This is a genomic window from Actinophytocola gossypii (assembly GCF_025165815.1).
Lineage (GTDB): Bacteria > Actinomycetota > Actinomycetes > Mycobacteriales > Pseudonocardiaceae > Actinophytocola > Actinophytocola gossypii.
Window position 1 is genome coordinate 109,825 of sequence record NZ_JAFFZE010000026.1, and the last position, 17,507, is coordinate 127,331.

Consider the following 17,507-nt stretch of genomic DNA (forward strand, 5'->3'; position numbering starts at 1 on the left):
CCGGGGTTCGGAGCATCAACCCGCCGGCTGCATTCCCACGATGATGTTCCCCATGCCTTCGAGCGATGCGTTCATCCGGTCGTTTTCGATGTCCCAGTAGTCGCTGTGTGCGGTACCGGGATCGGCGGCGAATTCGGTGCCACCGAACGGTTCCACGGCCTGATGCTCGAGAGGCGGGCTGGGAAGCCGTGGGTCGGAATGCTCAACGCCCGCACCGCCGGAATAGTGTGGTGAACTGCGATCGACATCGGTGAGAACGCGCATGGGGTCGTCGTCGCCGATGGTGTGATAAACACGTTGGTCCATCTGCTCGGGATCCACCCCGGTCAGCTGGAGGCCGGCGGGATGTTCCACCCCCACCGTCGGCGTGGCCACGAAGACCAGTGCGTCGGCGTCGACGGCGCCCTCCCGTGCGGTCAGGCCAACCACCTCACCCCCGTAGCTGTGCCCGATGAGTGTGTTGTGCGACGGGCCACCCATCGCGGCGTCGTCGTGCGTAACCCGTAGTCCGTGCTGGAACTCGCGCAGGTCACCGGCCGCATCCTCGGCATAACCGGGGAAGGGTGACTCGGTGACGACATTCTGCGGGGCCTCGTAGTCCATGTAGGTGACAACCGCGGTCGACTCCCTGGGGTCCGCATCCGCTGCGGCCAGAACCATGTTGTCCGCCCGGTCGATGTTCGACGGGGCCGAGCCGACGCGAGTGCCGGTGCCGGGAACGTAGGTGGCCACGTTGGTGGCGGTGTCGGGGTTCCCGACCGCCACGATCGTCCTACCCAAGCCTTCGGTCTCGACCTTGAGCAGGTACGCCTGGGGATGGGTGTGGTCGGGCGGCAGATTCAGCCGGTCGATCATGCCTTCCAGGCCGTTCAGCTTGTCCCGTAGTTGAGCGAGCCGCTCCTGGTCGGCCGCGCTGATCGGGTGACGAGCTTCCAGTATCGCCACCTCCTCGCGCACGTGTTCGGTCATCCCGGGCAGTATCGACCGGTTCGCCCGATCGCGCACGGCAGCGGGAATGCCGTCCATCGCGCCGATCACTTCGGCCCGGTTGAACAGGAGCGCCTCACGCTGCTGGATGGACAGGCCATCCCACCACTTCAGCACGTTCTCCGGGGACGTGCCCCTGGCCGGAACGGTGATCGAGCCCCAGACCGCCGCGTTGTAGTCCGACGATGGGGCGAAACCGGCGGCCAGCGCGGTCAGCTTGCGCAGCTCGGTCGCGGCGGTCGCATCGGCCTCGTTGGCCCGGCGGAGCAGGTCCTGGAACGTCGTGGTCAGCTGCGCCGCGAGATCCTTCGCGCCATTGGCCGATCCGTCCGGAAGTGGCGCGCGTGCGGTCACCGTGCCGTCGTCGCCGACGCTGTGGAACTGGAACCCTTTGCCCGTCGCCTCGTCGATGGTGCGGCGAAGTGAACCCTGCAGCTCGGAAAGCGTGTCATGCAGCGTGGTCACCACCGGCGGAATCTTGTCGAGTTCGTCGGTCATGTCGCGCAGGGATCTGCGCAGCACGCCGAGTTCCGCCTTGGCGTTGTCGCTCGCCGGGCCGATCCAGTCCGCCAACGCGTCGAGATGACGTTGCACATCGTCGCCACGCTCACCCGCGCGCCGCGCGATCGTCGTCCATTTCTCAGCCTGGCGCGCGTATATGCCCACGTCGAGGTCGCGCAACTGGTTGAAGGTCACCATCGACCACGATCACCTGTCCTCGAACTTGGTCAGGATCGCGATCTCCACGTCGTGGTACACGTTCGCGTTCACCACGAGTGTGTCGCCCTGAACCGCCACCGTCTCGCCAGCGACCCGAAGCGTCCGGTCCCAACCGGTCTCGCAGTCGTCGAGTTCACGGCTCGCGGCGAATCCCCGCGCGGTTGCCGCCGTCGTCGCCTCGCCGTTGGTGAACCACGTGACGTTGCGCAGCAACTCCTCGGCCGTATCGAGCATCTCGGTGCCGACCCTCGTCAGCGTCTCCGCCGACACAACGACAACATCATCACCGGCCGGTGCCATGTCGAACCCCCAGTTCGCCACTCGTCCGTCGCGCCGATTTCTACGAATTTCTCTCTTCGCACATCGGCGCGCACCCAGCGTCACACAATGAGGGCTCAGTCCGGAAACGCTGTCAGAACAGCGTTCCCGAACTGTGACGTGCCGAAGACGTTGCTGCACAGGCCGACCCAGACGTGTCCCGGTGGCACTCTCGGGAAGTGGGGCAGCTGGTCACGTTCGGCGAGCGTCGGCCACCGCACCGTTGACGATCTCGCCGGCCGGCACACTTCTTCCGCTACAGCCACCACCGCCTGGTCGCGAACGTCCCCGAGGCGGAGTTCGCCGCCACCCGCCTCGTCGAGTCCGAGTTGGCGGACTGAATAATCCACAGGAAGAATCCGTAACGAATCCGCTTCAACACCGATGCACGGCACGATATGGTTGGTAGAAGTCGACGTCGGGAGCTTCACGATGGATTTACACCGTGCGCTCAGGTTGACGGCCGGCGCGCTCTACTTCGCTGCGGTGGGCGTGCTCGCGGTCGCGTTCGGGTCCTTCCTCGCCGACCGGCTAGGTTCCGACGGAGTCGCCGGCCACGTTCTCCCCGTCCTCGGCGGCGGAACCCTCGCCTTCGCCGCCGGTTTCGCGGCTGCTCTCCTGCGACCCGCGCAGTGCGGCGAGTCGGCGGTTCGTCCGCCTGAGCCCGCGCGCGAAGCCCGTCGCAGCAAGGCCGCCACCACCAGTGATCAGCAGGATCTTCGGCCAATCCAGTTGCTGTACCTGCGGGAAGATCGCAACTGAGATCACGAGCAGCACCAGCGGCGGGGTGAGACCCACCGTCGCGCCGATGATTTTCTGCAGGGTCGAACTCTTCTCATTCGTCATCGTTCTGACGAACGCGTAGAACTGCGCGAGGGCGCCTTTCTCCCGCGGCTGCGGGCGGGCCGTGCGGGTCATGCGTGCTCCGTGGTTGCTTACCCGGCGGCCAGCTGCGAGCGACAGCGCCGGAGGATCGCCAGTGCGTCCTCACCACCGACAGCGACCTTCGCGAGGTCGTCGTAGTGGCGACGGTAGGTTTCGACGAGTTCGTGGTCGCGGTCCGACAGGTACTCCTCGCCCAGTCCCGGCTCGATGTCCAGGACGGTGCCGATGCCGACGTCGGGTTCGAGGTCGAGCAGCGCGAAGGAGCCGACGAGCCCCAGGTGAGCCCCGGCGGCGAGCGGGACGACGGACAGCGACAGCCAGTCGTGCTCGGCGATGGTCAGGAGATGGTCGAGCTGCCCGCGCATGGTGTCCGCGCCGCCCACCGCCCGGAGCAGCACGGACTCGTCGACGACGACGTCCATCCGGGGTGGGTCCTGGTCGAGGAGTCGCCGCCGCCGTTCCATGCGGACCGCGACCGCGCCGTCGAGGCGGTCCTCGGGGAAGAACATCGACAGCACCGCTCGCGCGTACGGCTCGGTCTGCAGGACACCGGGCACGATCTGCAACTGGAACTGGCGGATGTGGCCGGCGGCGCTCTCGTACGCGACGGCGCGCCGCAGTCGCGGAGTGGCCAGGTCGCCATAGTCGTCCAGCCACGGTTCCCGGCGGCTCGCCCGCGCGGCGTCGAGCAGCGCGGCGGTCTCACCCTCGTCGAGGCGGTAGTCGGCCAACAGGGACCTGAGGTCGGAGATGGAGACGTGGACGGTCGCGTTCTCGATCCGGATCACCTTGGAGACGGACCATTCCTTCTCCGCGGCCACCTCGTGCTGCTTCCGGCCCGCCTGCTCTCGAAGCGTGCGCAGACGCCACCCGACCTGCCGTTTCTGGATCCAGGGGTCCCGCTCACGCATCCGCCCCACAACTCCTTTCGAACTGAGGTGCGATCCCCGATCGGGGGTCATCTTATAGTGTGGCGGCCACCCAACTGTTGGCTAGGTGGCCGCGTCGTGCCAGGTGGCTGATCGCCCTGGTGCAACATCGAAACTACCAGACGAGTCGGGCGTTGTGTGCACACCGCACAGCCGCCTGCATACCCGTGTCGCCACCCAACCGTGTGACGGGAAGCGACTACAGAAAGTCAGCAGACGGCGCGCGGCCACGCGGCGAACACCCGACCAGCGGATTCACTCCGGAGCACTTGTTCGCGATAATGCGATCGAAATCCTGGTGTTCGCACCGCATCTGGGGAGCCGGACAATGCCCACGCCAATGCCCACGCCAATGAACTGGCACAGGAGTTCTTTCTGCACCAACCTGAGTTGCGTGGAAGTCGCGCTACATCGGGGATCGAGCGGGATCCGGGACGCCAAATCGCCTGGTCAGGAGCTTCTGGCCGCAACCGAGGCGATTCGCAGGCTGGTCACGCACCTCAAGGCGTGAAGAAATGCGGGACTGGTGCAGAAATCGTCACGAAACCAGCCCGCCCCGTTTCCCGAACAATCAGGACCGACGGTTCGGGAAACGGGTCGGCAAGTCGGGCCAGGGGGCGTCCGCGGCGCGGGCGGGGGCGGTGATGGTGCGGACCGCGTGCGCGGCGAGCAGGCCGCCGACCGCGGCGCCGTTGACGATCTCGCCGGCCAGGGCCATGCGGACCGCCTCGTCGAGGGGGAAGCGGCGGGCCACCAGGTCCGCCTCCTCCTCGCCCTCCATCACGCGGTCGACGGTGGCCAGGTCGGTGGCCAGGAACACGCGGACGACCTCGTCGGTGAAGCCCGGCGACGCGGCCACGTCCACCAGCACCGACCAGTCCGCCGCGGCCAGGCCGACCTCCTCCACCAGCTCACGGCGCGCGGTCTCCACCGGGTCCTCGCCGACCTTGTCGATCAGGCCCGCCGGCAGTTCCCAGATCCGGCGCCCGAGCGGGTGCCGGTACTGGTGGATCAGCGTCACCTCGTCGTTCTCGTCGAGGGCGACGATCGCGACGGCGCCGGCGTGTTCGACGACCTCGCGGCGCGCGTGCCCACCACCGGGCATCGTCACCTCGTCGACGCGTAGCGCCATGATCCGGCCCTGGTAGACGTCCTCGCTGGACACGACCCGGAAGTCGTGCGTGCCGGGTTCGGTCACGAGCGCGACCCCAGCGGCTCGGGCAGCTCCACCGGCAGGCGCTCGGCCGCGCGGCGGCGGAGCGCGGCCTGCACGAAGCCGGCGAACAGCGGGTGCGGGCGGGTCGGGCGGCTCTTGAGTTCCGGGTGCGCCTGGGTGCCCACGAAGAACGGGTGCACCTCGGCCGGCAGCTCGACGAACTCGACCAGGTGCTCGTCCGGCGACAGGCCGGAGAACACCACCCCGGCCTTGGTCAGCCGCTCGCGGTAGGTGTTGTTCACCTCGTACCGGTGCCGGTGCCGCTCGGACACCTCGCGCGTCCCGTACGCCTTCGCCACCTGCGATCCGGCGACCAGCTTCGCCGGGTACGCGCCGAGCCGCATCGTGCCGCCCATGTCGCGTTCGCCGGCCACCACGTCCTGCTGGTCGGCCATCGTCGAGATCACCGCGTGCTCGGTGGTGTCGTCGAACTCCGAGGAGTTCGCGTCGGCGATGCCGGCGAGGTTCCTGGCGGTCTCGATCACCATGCACTGCAGGCCGAGGCACAGGCCGAGCACCGGGATCTTGTTCACCCGCGCGAAGTGGATCGCGCCGATCTTGCCCTCGATCCCCCGCACCCCGAACCCGCCGGGGATCAGTACACCGTCCAAACCGGACAGCTGGGCGCTCGCGCCGGCCGGGGTCTCGCAGGTGTCGGACGCGACCCAGACCACCTCGACCTTCGCCCGGTGCGCGAACCCGCCCGCGCGCAGGGCTTCGGTGACCGACAGGTACGCGTCCGGCAGGTCGACGTACTTGCCGACGACCGCGATCCGCACCGTCTCCTTGGGATTGTGCACCCGGGACAGCAGGTCGCCCCACACCGTCCAGTCCACGTCCCGGAACGGCAGCCCGAGCCGGCGCACCACGTAGGCGTCCAGGCCCTCGGTGTGCAGCACCTTCGGGATGTCGTAGATCGACGGCGCGTCCGGAGCGGCCACCACGGCCTCGACGTCGACGTCGCACATCAGCGCGATCTTGCGCTTGAGCCCGCTCGGGATCTCCCGGTCGGCCCGGCACACCACGGCGTCGGGCTGGATGCCGATGTTGCGCAGCGCGGCCACCGAGTGCTGGGTCGGCTTGGTCTTCAGCTCGCCGGACGGCGCGAGGTAGGGCACGAGCGAGACGTGCAGGAAAAAGCAGTTGTCCCGGCCGACGTCGTGGCGGACCTGCCGCGCGGCCTCCAGGAACGGCAGCGACTCGATGTCGCCGACGGTGCCGCCGACCTCGGTGATCACCACGTCGGGCGCGTTGCCGTCCTCGCCCGGCTCGGCCATGGCACGGATGCGGGCCTTGATCTCGTCGGTGATGTGCGGGATGACCTGCACGGTGTCGCCGAGGTACTCGCCGCGCCGCTCCTTGGCGATCACCGTCGAGTACACCTGGCCGGTGGTCACGTTCGCCCGGCCGACGAGGTCACGGTCGAGGAACCGCTCGTAGTGCCCCACGTCGAGGTCGGTCTCCGCGCCGTCCTCGGTGATGAACACCTCGCCGTGCTGGAACGGGTTCATCGTGCCCGGATCCACGTTGAGGTACGGGTCGAGCTTCTGCATCGTCACCCACAGCCCGCGGGCGGTGAGCAACTGGCCGAGGCTCGACGCGGTGAGTCCCTTGCCCAGGGAGGACGCGACACCCCCGGTCACGAAGACGTACTTCGTCGTGCGTGAGTGTTGCACCAGGGACGCCCCCCGTGGGCTCACCTTCGGTCCGAATCCGTTACTGGCAATACCGTTCGCAGCGGGGCCGCCCGCCTGACTCTCCACGGGGTTTCACCGTATCACCTGGTCCGCCGTTCCTCGCGCGACACGCTGCCGGTGACTCTGCGTCGACCGGCGCGTCACTCCACGGGGGCTCCGGGCGCGAGGCCCTCCGCGTTGCCGGCACTGCCGTACCGGCCCGACTCGCCCTCGAGCTGTTCGCGCAGCGCGAGCACGGTGACCACCCGGCCGGCCGGGGTGCGCACGTTGTCCACAGTGGACAAGATGCTGGTGGCGGCGGTGTCCGCGCGCACCACGCCGATCGCGCCGGTGCCGTCCGCGGAGCCCTCGGCGCCGGCGAGCACCGCGCCCGCGCCGGACCGGTCGACCTGGGTGGCGAACCGGGCGACCGTCGCCGCCCGGTCCCCCGCGCCGTCGCCGTCGGCCGCCCCGCCGGTCAGCACGATCGCGAGCTGCGCCGGCTCGATCCCCTGGCCGGCCTTGACGAACCCGCCCTCGGTGAGCCCGGCGAGCGCGGCGGCGGTCTCGTCGGGCGAGGCCTGCGGCTTGTTGTCGTCCTTGCCGATCAGCAGCAGCGGCCCGAGCAGCCCGCCGGCCAGCGTGCCAGGGTCGGACGCGGTCGGCAGCCGCACCCCGGCCGGGAGCAGCCGGATGACGATGTCCTTGAGCTGGTCGGCCTTCTCCGGGTCGCTGAACGCCTCGGTGAGCTGCACCTCGCCGGTGACCCGGGCGCCCGCGTCGGCCAGCAGGGCCTTGAGCGCGTCCCGGTCGGCCGGGTCGGCGTCCTCGGTGGTGACGAGCACGACGGTGCGTTCGGCGAGCTGGCCGCGCACGGCCTTCGGGCCGACCGAGGAGACGAAGTCGTCGGCGTCGGCGAGCCGGGCCGCCTGCGCGTTGTTGGCGGCCTGGAGGTCGCGGACCTGCCCGACGAGGTCGGCGTTGTCGTCGTTGAGGCCGGACAGCAGCGAGCGGGACAGGGTGGTCGACCCGAGCACGACCCCCACGGCGAGCGCGATGAGGACGGCGGCGACGGAGACGATGTGGTAGCGCAGTGAGATCACGTGAACAGCCCCTTGGTCCAGGTGACGAAGCCGTTGCCGGTGTCGACGGCCCAGTCGAGGTAGGCGCCGCCGACCCCGGAGACGGCCAGCGCGACGACGACCGCGACGAGCGCGGCGAGCACGAGCAGGACCACCGCGCCGAGCGAGACGCGGCTGCGGTGCAGGGTGGCGACGGCGCGCCCGTCGACGACCTTGCTGCCGAGCTTGAGCCGGGTCAGGAAGGTGGAGGGGTTCGAGCCGGACCGGCCGCGGTCGAGGAACTCGCTCAGGGTGGCCTGGAAGCCGACGGTGACCACCAGGTCCGCACCGTGCGCGTCGGCGAGCAGCAGGGCGAGGTCCTCCGCGTTGCCCGAGGCGGGGAAGGTGACGGCGCCGATGCCGAGATCCTGGACGCGTTCGAGACCGGGAGCCTGCCCGTCGACGTACGCGGGAACGACGACCTCGGCACCACTACGCAGGGTGTCGGTGGCCAACCCGTCCGGGTTACCCACGATGACGTGTGGCTTGTAGCCGTTGTCGCGGAGGGTGTCCGCGGCCGCGTCGACGCCGACGAGGACCGGCCGGTGCTCGGCGATGTAGCGGCGGAGCGCGGCGAGGTCGTCGGCGTGGTCGTGGCCCGGGGCGACGATGAGGACCTGCCTGCCGTACATCGGGGTGTGCAGGTCGGGGACGCCGACGCCGTCGAGGATGAGGGTCCGTTCGCGGCGGAGGAACTCGATCGTGTTCGCGGAGAACGCCTCGAGCTGGGCGGACATGCCGGCCTTCGACTCGATCATCAGGTCGGCGATGGACTCGACGGTCTGCTGCATGCCGCGCCCGGCCTCCTTGTCGCCGAGGAAGACGCCGCCCTCGTGCAGCCGGACCTTGCTGCCCTCCCGGACGGTGCGCAGGACCTCCGGACCGACCCCGTCGACCAGCGCGATCCCGGCTCCGACGACGATCTCCGGGCCGAGGTTCGGGAACCGCCCGGAGATCGACGGCGACGCGTTGACGACACCGCGGACACCGGCGTCGACCAGCGCGTCCGCGGTGTTGCGGTCGAGGTCGATCTGGTCGAGGACCACGATGTCACCGGGGCCGACGCGCCGCAGGAGCTCGCCGGTGCGTTTGTCGACCCGCGCGATCCCGGTGACACCGGGGCGGGTCTGGCCGGATCGCGCGAGGAGCCCACTGAGCTTCATGAGAGCCGATGGTGACGACCGGGCGGTCGGATCCCGGCACGCCACGCCGTGGAGTGACCAGGCCTAACCGTTCGGGTGAGTCCACATGAGCCGGCTACACGCGACAGTCGGTCATGGACTGTCGAGTGCGTACCGGACGATCCGCCGCTGTGCCGCCGACATGGCGTCGTCGACGAGCGCGCACGCGGCGCGGAAGAGCTCGACCGCGGCCGCGCAGCTCCGCTCCGGGGCCGCGCCGTCGGCGGCGAGGGCGGTCTCCTGGTGTTCGCGCCAGTCCGCACCGAGACGATCGGCGAGCAGGTGCCACAGGTGGTTCTCGGAGGAGAAGAAGGTGCGGGTGCCGGCCGCGATCACGGGAGCCAGGTGCACGGCGAGGATGGACGCCTGCACACGGGCGTTGACCCAGTCCTTCCCGGCCACGGCCTTGCGGAGTTTGAGCACCTCCTCCGCGTAGCCGTGGACCTGTCCGGCCGCCCAGACCTCCGGCTCGGGATCGAGGCGGTCCCAGGTCCAGTCCCGCGCGAAGCGCACGAGTTCCCGCGCGCGGTGCGCCGGGTCGTGCAGGATGAGCGCGTCGCGCCACGCGGGGACCACCTGGCCGCAGGAGGAGTGGCGCAGCATCGCGGCGCGGTGGTCGTCGGCGGTGGCGAAGGACCAGGACACGGGGCCCAGTTCGGTCAGCTCGAACACGTAGTCGGGCCCGGAGCCGACACACACGACGTCGATGTCGGACCACGGCGTGGCGTCTCCCCTGACCTGGCTGCCCACCAGGATCGCCGCTTCCGGCCGCGGATCCCACGCGCTCAGCATGGGCGCCAGCGCCTGCTTCCAGTCGACGTCGGCCATCAGCGGCGCTTGCGGCGGGCCTTGGACGACTGCTTGTCCTTTTCGGCGGCGGTGAGGAGTTCCTCGGCGTGGGCGCGGCCGGTCTCGGTGGAGTCCATGCCGGCGAGCATGCGGGCCAGCTCGACCACCCGGTCCTTGTCGGCGACCATGCGCACGTCGCTGCTGTTGACGCCGCCCTTGGCCTGCTTGTCGACGACCAGGTGCCGGTCGGCGAAGGCCGCGACCTGCGGCAGGTGGGTGACGACGATGACCTGGTGGCTGGCGGCCAGCCGGGCGAGGCGGCGGCCGATCTCGACCGCGGCCCGGCCGCCGACGCCGGCGTCGACCTCGTCGAACACGAGGGTGGGGACCGGGTCGGAGTGGGCGAGCACGACCTCGATCGCGAGCATCACCCTGGACAGCTCGCCACCGGAGGCCGCCTTGTGCACCGGCAGCGGGACCGCGCCGTCGTGGGCGACCAGCCGCAGCTCGACCTCGTCGATGCCGTCCGGGCCGGCGTGCACGAGGGCGTCGCCGCCGTCGCCGCCGGCGACCCGCAGGGCGTGCGACTCGTTCGGCTCGGCCCAGCGGGTGCTGATCACCACGTCGATGCTCGCCTGGCCCATCGCCAGGCCGCCCAGCTCGACGGTGACCTCCTTGGCGAACCGGTCGGCGGCGACCACCCGCAGCTCGGTCAGCCGGTGCGCGCGCTCGGCCAGCTGTCCGGCGAGCTCGTCACGGCGGGCGGCCAGCGCGGCCAGTGCCTCCTCGGAGGTGTCGAGCCCGGCCAGGCGTTCCTCCGCGTCCTTCGCCCACGCCAGCACCCCGTCGACGTCGGCGGCGTACTTCCTGGTGAGGCCCTTCAGCTCGGCCTGCCGCGCCAGCACCTGCTCGAGCGCGGCCGGGTCGGCGTCCAGCGACTCCACGTACCCGCCCAGCTCGGTGCCCACGTCGGCGAGCAGCGCCTCGACCTCGGCGAGCCGCGGCGCGAGGTCGCGCAGGTGCGGGTCCTCGGACGAGGACAGCCGGTTCCGCGCGTCGGCGACCAGGCCGAGCGCGCCGGGGGCGTCCGGATCGCCCTCGGGGGACCCGGTGACCGCGAACGACGCGCCGGTGGCGGCCTCGCGCAGCTGGTCGGCGTCGGCGAGCCGGCGCGCGGTGGCGACCAGCTCGTCGTCCTCGCCGGGCTGCGGGTCGACCGCCCGGATCTCCGCGAGACCGTGCTTGAGCAGGTCGGCCTCGCGCGCCAGCTCCCGAGACCGGGCGGACCGCTCGGCGAGCTCGCCGGCCACCGTGTGCCACTCGTCGCGGACGCGGCGGTACTCGGCCAGCGCGTTCAGCAGTTCCTCGCCGGCGAACCGGTCGAGCACGCCGCGCTGCTCGGCCGGGCGCAGCAGGCGGAGCTGGTCGTTCTGCCCGTGCACGGCGATGAGCTGGTCGGACAGGTCGGACAGCACACCGACCGGCACCGACCGGCCGCCGAGGTGGGCGCGGGACCGGCCGTCCGGGGTGACCGTGCGTAACGCGATGAGGGCGCCGTCGGCGTCCGGCTCGGCGCCAGCGTCGCCGGCGACCTTGGCGGCCGGGCTGCCGGGCGGGGCGTCGAACCGGCCCTCGACCACCGCCTTGGCCGCGCCGCTGCGCACCCGCGACGCCTCGGCACGGCCGCCGGACAGCAGGTGCAGCCCGGTGACCACCATGGTCTTGCCGGCGCCGGTCTCGCCGGTGACGACCGTGAGTCCCGGATCCAGTTCGAGCGTGGCCTCGTCGATCACGCCGAGGCCCTCGATGCGCATTTCGGCCAACACAGGGCGCACTTTATCGGCTACGGGCGACGAAAGCTCGTACCCATCCACATGTGTGTTCGATTGGCGCGGAATAGGTGTCAGCGGTTGCGCCAGCCCTGCACCGGGAGCTCGAACTTCTGCACCAGCCGGTCGGTGAACGGCGCGTCCCGCAGCCGCACCAGCCTGGTCGGCTTCGTGCCGCCGACCACCTCGACCCGGGCGCCCGGCGGCAGCACGAACGTGCGCCTGCCGTCGCAGCACAGCACCGCGGGGTGCCCGTTCGGGTCGACCTCGAGCGCGACCACCGAGTCCCGCGACACCACCAGCGGCCGGGAGAACATCGCGTGCGCGTTCGACGGCACCACCAGCAGCGCCTGCACGTCCGGCCACACCACCGGCCCGCCGGCGGAGAACGCGTAGGCGGTCGACCCGGTGGGGGTCGCGCACAGCACGCCGTCGCAGCCGAACGAGGACACCGGGCGGCCGTCGACCTCGATCCGCACGTCCAGGATCCGTTCGCGGCTGCTCTTCTCCACGCTGGCCTCGTTCAGCGCCCAGGTGTGCGCGAGCCGCTTGCCGCCGAGCGTGGCGGTGACGTCGACGGTCATCCGGTCGTCGACCTCGTAGTTGCGCCCGATGACCTGCCGCACGGCCTGCTCGAGGATGTCCGAGTCCGCCTCGGCGAGGAACCCGACGCGCCCCATGTTGACCGCGAGCACCGGCACGCCGGCCGGCCGGGCCAGCTCGGCGGCGCGCAGCAGGGTGCCGTCGCCGCCGAGGACGAACACCAGTTCCGTGCCGGCCGCGGCCTCGGCACCGCCGTGCACGACCGTCTGGTAGCAGGAGCTGTCCAGCTGGGGTGCCTCGTCGGTGAGGACCCGTAGCCGGATGCCGGCCTCGGCGAACCAGCCGGCGACCTTCTCCGCGGTGTGCAGGGTGTCTGCCCGACCGGTGTGCACGACGAGAAGCACCTCACGTCCGGTCATTGGGGTCCCTCCCGAACAGCGATGTCGACGAGCGCGGCGGCGTCCTGGTTCGGCTCGCCGCGGCGCAACCAGAGGAAGTACTCGACGTTCCCGGACGGCCCGGGCAGCGGGCTGGCCGTGACGCCGTGCACGCGCAGGCCGAGCGCCTCGGCCTCCGTGATGACAGTACGGACCGCGTCGGCGCGCAGTTCAGGATCGCGGACGACGCCGCCGGAGCCGAGGCGGTCCTTGCCGACCTCGAACTGCGGTTTCACCATCGGCAGCAGGTCGGCGCCGGGGTTCGCGCAGGCGAGCAGCGCGGGCAGCACGAGCCGCAGCGAGATGAACGAGAGGTCGGCGACGACCAGGTCGACCGGTCCGCCGGTCCGCTCGGGGGTCAGCGCGCGCACGTTGGTCCGGTCGAGCACGGTGACGCGGTCGTCGGTGCGCAGCCGCCACACGAGCAGCCCGCGGCCGACGTCGGCGGCGACCACCTCGGTGGCGCCTCGGCGCAGCAGCACGTCGGTGAAGCCGCCGGTGGAGGCGCCCGCGTCGAGCGCGCGGCGGCCCTCGACCGGGACGGGGAACGCCTCGAGCGCCCCGAGCAGCTTGTGCGCGCCCCGGGAGGCCCAGTCGTCGCCGTCCTGTTCGGTGACGACCACGGCGGCGTCGGTCTCGACGGCGGTGGCGGGTTTGCCGGCGACGGAGCCGCGCACGGTCACCCGGCCGTCGGCGATGAGCTGCGAGGCGTGCTCGCGGGAACGGGCGAGGCCGCGGCGGACGAGCTCCGCGTCCAGCCGGGTCCGGCGGGGCACGGGTCAGTCCGTGTCGATGCGCGCGAGCGCGTCGTTGAGCGCGCCGTGCACCGCGTCGAACCGGGCCACGTGCTCGGTGAGCGGGACGTCGTCGAGCGACTCGGTGCCGGCCAGGGCCTCGTCGATGGCCTCGTCACGGGCCTCGTCACTGGCCTCGCTGATCACGTCGGGTTGCACGGTTTCACGCTAGCTCATCGTCGAGGCCGAGGTGTGCGAGTGCCGCGCGGGCGCCGTCGTCCGCCGCGGTGAACCGGGTGCCGGGCTTCTGGGCGGCGAGGGCGCGCAGCAGGGAGGTCGTGTCGGGTTCGCCGGTGCCGAGGTGGGTGATGGTGCCGGCGTCGACGCTCCAGTCGGGCTGGTCGCCGATCGCCAGGCGGTCGGCCGGCTCGGTGAGCGCCGCGAGGTCGGCCGCGAGGTAGGTGGGGCGGGTGTCGGCGGCGAGCAGTTCGGCGGCGGTGGTGACGCCGGTGAGGACGAGCAGCGAGTCGATGCCGGCGGCGACGGCGCCCTCGATGTCGGTGTCGAGCCGGTCGCCGACGGCGAGCGCGTTGCCGGCGTCGGCGGTCCGGATGGCCTCGATCATCAGCGGCGCGGCCGGCTTGCCGGCGATGACGGGTTCCTTGCCGGTGGCGGTCCGGAGCGCGGCCACGAACGAGCCGTTGCCGGGGAGCTGGCCGCGTTCGGTGGGGAGGGTGGGGTCGACGTTGCAGGCGACCCAGAGCGCGCCGGCGTTGATCGCGAGGCAGGCCTCGGCGAGGTCGCGCCAGCCGGTGTCGCGGGAGAGGCCTTGGGCGACGGCGACGACGTCGTCGGAGGCGGTTCGGGTGCTGGTCAGCCCGGCGAGCTCGACCTCCCGTTCGAGCGCGGGCGCACCGACGACGAGGACGGTCCCTCGGTCGTTTCCGGCGAGGCGCTCGGCGAGGACCGTGGCCGCGGCCTGCGCGCTGGTGCTGACCTCGGCGGCGTCGGCGGGGATGCCGATGTCGGTGAGGTGGCCGGCGACGTCGGCGGGGGTCCGGGAGGCGTTGTTGGTGACGAACCGGACGGTGATCCCGGCACGGTGCGCGGCCTCGACCGCGGCCGGCGCGGCGTCGATGACGTGCTCACCTCGGTAGACGGTGCCGTCGAGGTCGAGGAGTACGGCGTCGTAGCGGTCGAGGAGGTTCATTCCGCTCCCAGTTCGAAGGCGCGCTCGGCGGCGTCGGTCTCCTCGTCGAGGTCGGCCTCGGCGGCGTTGAGGAACCAGCGGATGGCTTCGTCCGTGCGCCCGGCGGCGGCGAGGTTGTCGGCGTAGGCGTAGAAGAGCCGGGCACTCCACGGTTCGCGGACCGCCGGATCGAGGTCGGGCCCCTGCAGGGCGACGACCGCGGCGTCGAGCTGCCCCAGGTCCCGCCGCGCACCGGCCGAAACGATCCGCAACTCGACGGCGACGTCCTTGGGAAGATCGCCGCTCTTGTCGGCACCGCCGGTTCCGGTGGCTCCGGTGGCTTCGGCGATCAGGTCGAGCGCGCGTTCCGGCCGGCCGAGGGCGCGTTCGCAGTCGGCCATGACCGGGAGGTGGGCCTGGCCGCCGGTCATCCGCCGGACGGCCCGGAGCTCGCCGAGCGCCTCGGCCCACTCGCCGGCGTGGTAGGCGGCCAACCCCGCGGCCTCCCGGACGATCGCGACCCGGGCGGCGCGGGTGCGCGCGAACCGGGCGTGTTCGAGGGCCAGCTCGGGGTCCTCGTCGATGAGCCGCCCCGCCGCGACGAGGTGCCGCCCCACGAGCTCGGCGACGGACTTGGCGAGGCTGCGCAGTTCGCGCCGGGCGTCCGGGTCGAGGTCACTGAACTCGATGTCGTCGGGCAACTCGGGGCCGAGCGGCTCACCCCGGCGACTACGCCGGTCGAAGTCGTCGTCCACCCGACGATCGCGGGACGAGGCGACGTCACGCCGTCCACCCGACGACCGATCAGGACGGCCGTCCGACCGCCGATCCGAGCCGTGTGCCGAGCGGTCGCCCAACTCGTCGTCCGGACGGCGGTCGTCGAGGTGGTCGGTGCTACGGGCGCGTTCGGTGGATCCCGAGCCGGTGAGGTCGCGGGCGACGTCGGTGTTCTCGGCATCGGGCTGGTGGTCCGCGCGTTCGTCATCGGCGCGATCGTCGGTGCTGCCATCGGAGGTACTTTCGCGATGCACCGGCTCACCGACGCCCTGGTCGTCGGCGAGTCGCTCACCGTCCGATTCACCGACGGGCTGGGAACCGCTGGCGTGGTCGCGTTGGGTCTGGTCCGCGTGGTCGTCGGCTGTGTCGGCGCCATCCGGTCGCACACGCTCGGCCGCCGGCACGTGACCGCCGGGCGGTGTCTCGGCGGCTACCGCCTCGGCCTGGGTGTCGTCGTTGGCTCCGGGCGCACTGGTGAGTTCCGGGGCGCTGGACGTGGACGCGTGCTGCTCAGCAGGCACGTCGGCCGTGGGGTCGGCGGCCCTGTCCATGGGGGCGTCCTGCCGCGGATGATCGCTGCGAGGCGGTCGCCGGTCACCACGGTCGTAGGGGCGCTGGCCGCTGCCGGTGTCGCGGCGGGTCGTGGTGCGCTCGTCGCGGGAACCACCCGTCCTGTCGCGGTAGCCGGTGCGGTCCTGGTCGAGCCGACGGTCGTTGTGGCCGTACCGACCGCGGTCGGAGTCACGGCGGTCACGATCGTCGCGCCGGAAGGGGCGGTCACCGGAACCGGATCGACCGCCATCACGGGCATCGCGGCGGAACGGGCGGTCGCCGGAGGAGCCGCGGTCGCCGTACGGGCGCCCGCGCGAGTCGTCCCGGTCGCGGCGGACGGGACGGTCGGCGTCGTCACGGTTGTCGCGGCGGAACGGACGGCTGGCGTCGCGGTCGCCGTAGGAGCGACGGCGAGAGTCGTCGTTGTCCCGGTTGTCGCGACGGAAGGAACGGTTGGGCTGGCGGTCGCCGTAGGGGCGGCCACGAGCGTCGTCGCGATCACGGTTGTCACGGCGGAAAGGCCGGTCGGCGGAACCGCCTCGGTTCTCGGTGCGGTCCGAACCTCGGGGGCCGCCGCGCCGGTCGCGTGCGTCGCCGCCCGAGCGGTTCGAGCCTCGCTGATCGTCACGGCGGGGGTAGGTACCGCGGTCCGCCTCGCGGTAGGAGCGGCGGTCGCCGCTGCCGGAGCGTTGGTCGCCGCGATCCGAATCGCGGTGGAATCGGCGGTCGCCGCCGGACCGGTGATCACCGGTGTCCGCGTCTCGCCGGGGTCGGTAGCCGGGGCGGTCGGACGACCGGCGGTCGCCGCGGAACTCGCCACGGGAGTCGCGGCGGTTGTCGTCGGAGTAGCGGCGGTTGCCCTGCTCGTCCCGGCGGCCGCCGGCGCCTCCCGCACCTGTTCGGCGATCGAACTCGCGGCGGTTCGAATCCTGGCCGCGCGAGCCCGGCCGGTCCGACTCACGCCGGTTGGACTCGCGGCGGTCCGCTTCGCGGTAGCCGGAGTCACGCCGGTTGGAGTCGCGCCAATTCGAGTCGCGGTGGTTGGAGTCGCGTCGGTTTGAGTCGCGGTGGTTCGAGTCGCGCCGGTTTGAGTCGCGGTGGTTGGAGTCGCGTCGGTTTGAGTCGCGGTGGTTGGAGTCGCGTCGGTTTGAGTCGCGGTGGTTCGAGTCGCGTCGGTTTGAGTCGCGGTGGTTCGAGTCGCGGTGGTTGGGGTCGCGAGTGTTGGGGTCGCGGGGGGTGGTGCGGTGGGGGCGGAAGCCGGAGCGGCCGGAGTCGCGGGAGCGGTCTCGGTCCGGGGTGGAGTGGCGGGGCTTGCCGTGGGGGGTTCGGCCGGATGGTTGGGTCCGGTCGTCACGGGGGTTGTTGTGGGGCGCGCTGTCTCGCCGCCCGCGTTCTGGCACCTGGTCCTCCACCGACTTGGACATCACCGACCGACCACCATTCAACACGCCGAAACGCCGAAAAGCCCTCCAGGGTGACGGAGGGCTCTTCGGGAATGAATGCTCGGCGGTGTCCTACTCTCCCACACCCTGTCGAGTGCAGTACCATCGGCGCTGGAGGGCTTAGCTTCCGGGTTCGGAATGGGACCGGGCGTTTCCCCACCGCTATAACCGCCGAAACTCTA

At 71.5% G+C, this 17,507-nt stretch carries 17 protein-coding genes and 1 rRNA gene; 2 read left to right on the top strand and 16 right to left on the bottom strand.

Going from position 1 to position 17,507, the window contains the following annotated elements; all coding sequences use genetic code 11:
- Nucleotides 1-15: 15 nt before the first annotated feature.
- From JT362_RS31575 to JT362_RS31590, 4 genes are all read right to left on the bottom strand, one after another.
- Entirely contained in the window at nt 16-1,686 is a 1,671-nt protein-coding gene (locus tag JT362_RS31575; RefSeq protein WP_260195535.1) for an alpha/beta hydrolase, read from the bottom strand.
- Between the two features lie 9 nt (nt 1,687-1,695).
- Nucleotides 1,696-2,007 carry a hypothetical protein gene (locus JT362_RS31580; RefSeq protein WP_260195536.1) on the bottom strand — a complete coding sequence of 104 codons (312 nt, stop codon included), beginning with the start codon at nt 2,005-2,007 and terminating at the stop codon, nt 1,696-1,698.
- Nucleotides 2,008-2,556: 549 nt separating this feature from the next.
- Entirely contained in the window at nt 2,557-2,943 is a 387-nt protein-coding gene (locus JT362_RS31585; protein ID WP_260195537.1) for a hypothetical protein, read from the bottom strand.
- A 17-nt stretch (nt 2,944-2,960) separates the two neighbouring features.
- Nucleotides 2,961-3,821 carry a helix-turn-helix domain-containing protein gene (locus JT362_RS31590; protein ID WP_260195538.1) on the bottom strand — a complete coding sequence of 287 codons (861 nt, stop codon included), beginning with the start codon at nt 3,819-3,821 and terminating at the stop codon, nt 2,961-2,963.
- A 370-nt stretch (nt 3,822-4,191) separates the two neighbouring features.
- On the opposite strand from JT362_RS31590, the gene JT362_RS35700 reads away from it, so the two are divergent.
- Nucleotides 4,192-4,350, top strand: coding sequence for a DUF397 domain-containing protein (locus JT362_RS35700; RefSeq protein ID WP_375546587.1), 159 nt, complete (start codon nt 4,192-4,194; stop codon nt 4,348-4,350).
- A gap of 60 nt (nt 4,351-4,410) precedes the next feature.
- Here the strand turns inward: JT362_RS35700 and JT362_RS31595 are convergent, their stop codons facing one another.
- The 11 genes from JT362_RS31595 to JT362_RS31645 all read right to left on the bottom strand — a co-directional run bounded on the left by JT362_RS31595 (nt 4,411) and on the right by JT362_RS31645 (nt 15,309).
- Nucleotides 4,411-5,037 (bottom strand): NUDIX domain-containing protein, encoded by a 627-nt coding sequence (locus JT362_RS31595; protein ID WP_260195539.1) that lies wholly within the window; start codon nt 5,035-5,037, stop codon nt 4,411-4,413.
- Nucleotides 5,034-6,731, bottom strand: a complete 1,698-nt coding sequence (gene pyrG / locus JT362_RS31600) for a CTP synthase (protein ID WP_260195540.1) — start codon at nt 6,729-6,731, stop codon at nt 5,034-5,036. The genes JT362_RS31595 and pyrG overlap by 4 nt, the downstream gene beginning before the upstream one ends.
- A 161-nt stretch (nt 6,732-6,892) precedes the next feature.
- Nucleotides 6,893-7,834 carry a copper transporter gene (locus JT362_RS31605; protein ID WP_260195541.1) on the bottom strand — a complete coding sequence of 314 codons (942 nt, stop codon included), beginning with the start codon at nt 7,832-7,834 and terminating at the stop codon, nt 6,893-6,895.
- Nucleotides 7,831-9,015, bottom strand: a complete 1,185-nt coding sequence (gene steA / locus JT362_RS31610) for a putative cytokinetic ring protein SteA (protein WP_260195542.1) — start codon at nt 9,013-9,015, stop codon at nt 7,831-7,833. Before steA ends, JT362_RS31605 begins: the two co-directional genes overlap by 4 nt.
- 111 nt (nt 9,016-9,126) lie before the next feature.
- On the bottom strand, nt 9,127-9,861 hold the full coding sequence (locus JT362_RS31615) for a nucleotidyltransferase domain-containing protein (protein WP_260195543.1): 735 nt from the start codon (nt 9,859-9,861) through the stop codon (nt 9,127-9,129).
- Entirely contained in the window at nt 9,861-11,648 is a 1,788-nt protein-coding gene (gene recN / locus JT362_RS31620; protein ID WP_260195544.1) for a DNA repair protein RecN, read from the bottom strand. Before recN ends, JT362_RS31615 begins: the two co-directional genes overlap by 1 nt.
- A gap of 77 nt (nt 11,649-11,725) precedes the next feature.
- Nucleotides 11,726-12,613 (bottom strand): NAD kinase, encoded by an 888-nt coding sequence (locus JT362_RS31625; RefSeq protein WP_260195545.1) that lies wholly within the window; start codon nt 12,611-12,613, stop codon nt 11,726-11,728.
- A complete protein-coding gene (locus JT362_RS31630; protein WP_260195546.1) occupies nt 12,610-13,407 on the bottom strand; it encodes a TlyA family RNA methyltransferase in 798 nt (265 codons plus the stop codon). The genes JT362_RS31625 and JT362_RS31630 overlap by 4 nt, the downstream gene beginning before the upstream one ends.
- Before the next feature lie 3 nt (nt 13,408-13,410).
- On the bottom strand, nt 13,411-13,584 hold the full coding sequence (locus tag JT362_RS31635; protein ID WP_260195547.1) for a hypothetical protein: 174 nt from the start codon (nt 13,582-13,584) through the stop codon (nt 13,411-13,413).
- Between the two features lie 4 nt (nt 13,585-13,588).
- Nucleotides 13,589-14,575, bottom strand: a complete 987-nt coding sequence (locus tag JT362_RS31640) for an HAD-IIA family hydrolase (protein WP_260195548.1) — start codon at nt 14,573-14,575, stop codon at nt 13,589-13,591.
- Entirely contained in the window at nt 14,572-15,309 is a 738-nt protein-coding gene (locus JT362_RS31645) for a tetratricopeptide repeat protein (protein ID WP_260195549.1), read from the bottom strand. Before JT362_RS31645 ends, JT362_RS31640 begins: the two co-directional genes overlap by 4 nt.
- Before the next feature lie 81 nt (nt 15,310-15,390).
- Here JT362_RS31645 and JT362_RS31650 point away from each other — a divergent pair, with 81 nt between their 5' ends.
- Nucleotides 15,391-16,944, top strand: a complete 1,554-nt coding sequence (locus JT362_RS31650) for a hypothetical protein (protein ID WP_260195550.1) — start codon at nt 15,391-15,393, stop codon at nt 16,942-16,944.
- Between the two features lie 440 nt (nt 16,945-17,384).
- Here the strand turns inward: JT362_RS31650 and rrf are convergent.
- Nucleotides 17,385-17,501 (bottom strand): 5S ribosomal RNA (rrf, locus tag JT362_RS31655).
- Nucleotides 17,502-17,507 lie beyond the last annotated feature (6 nt).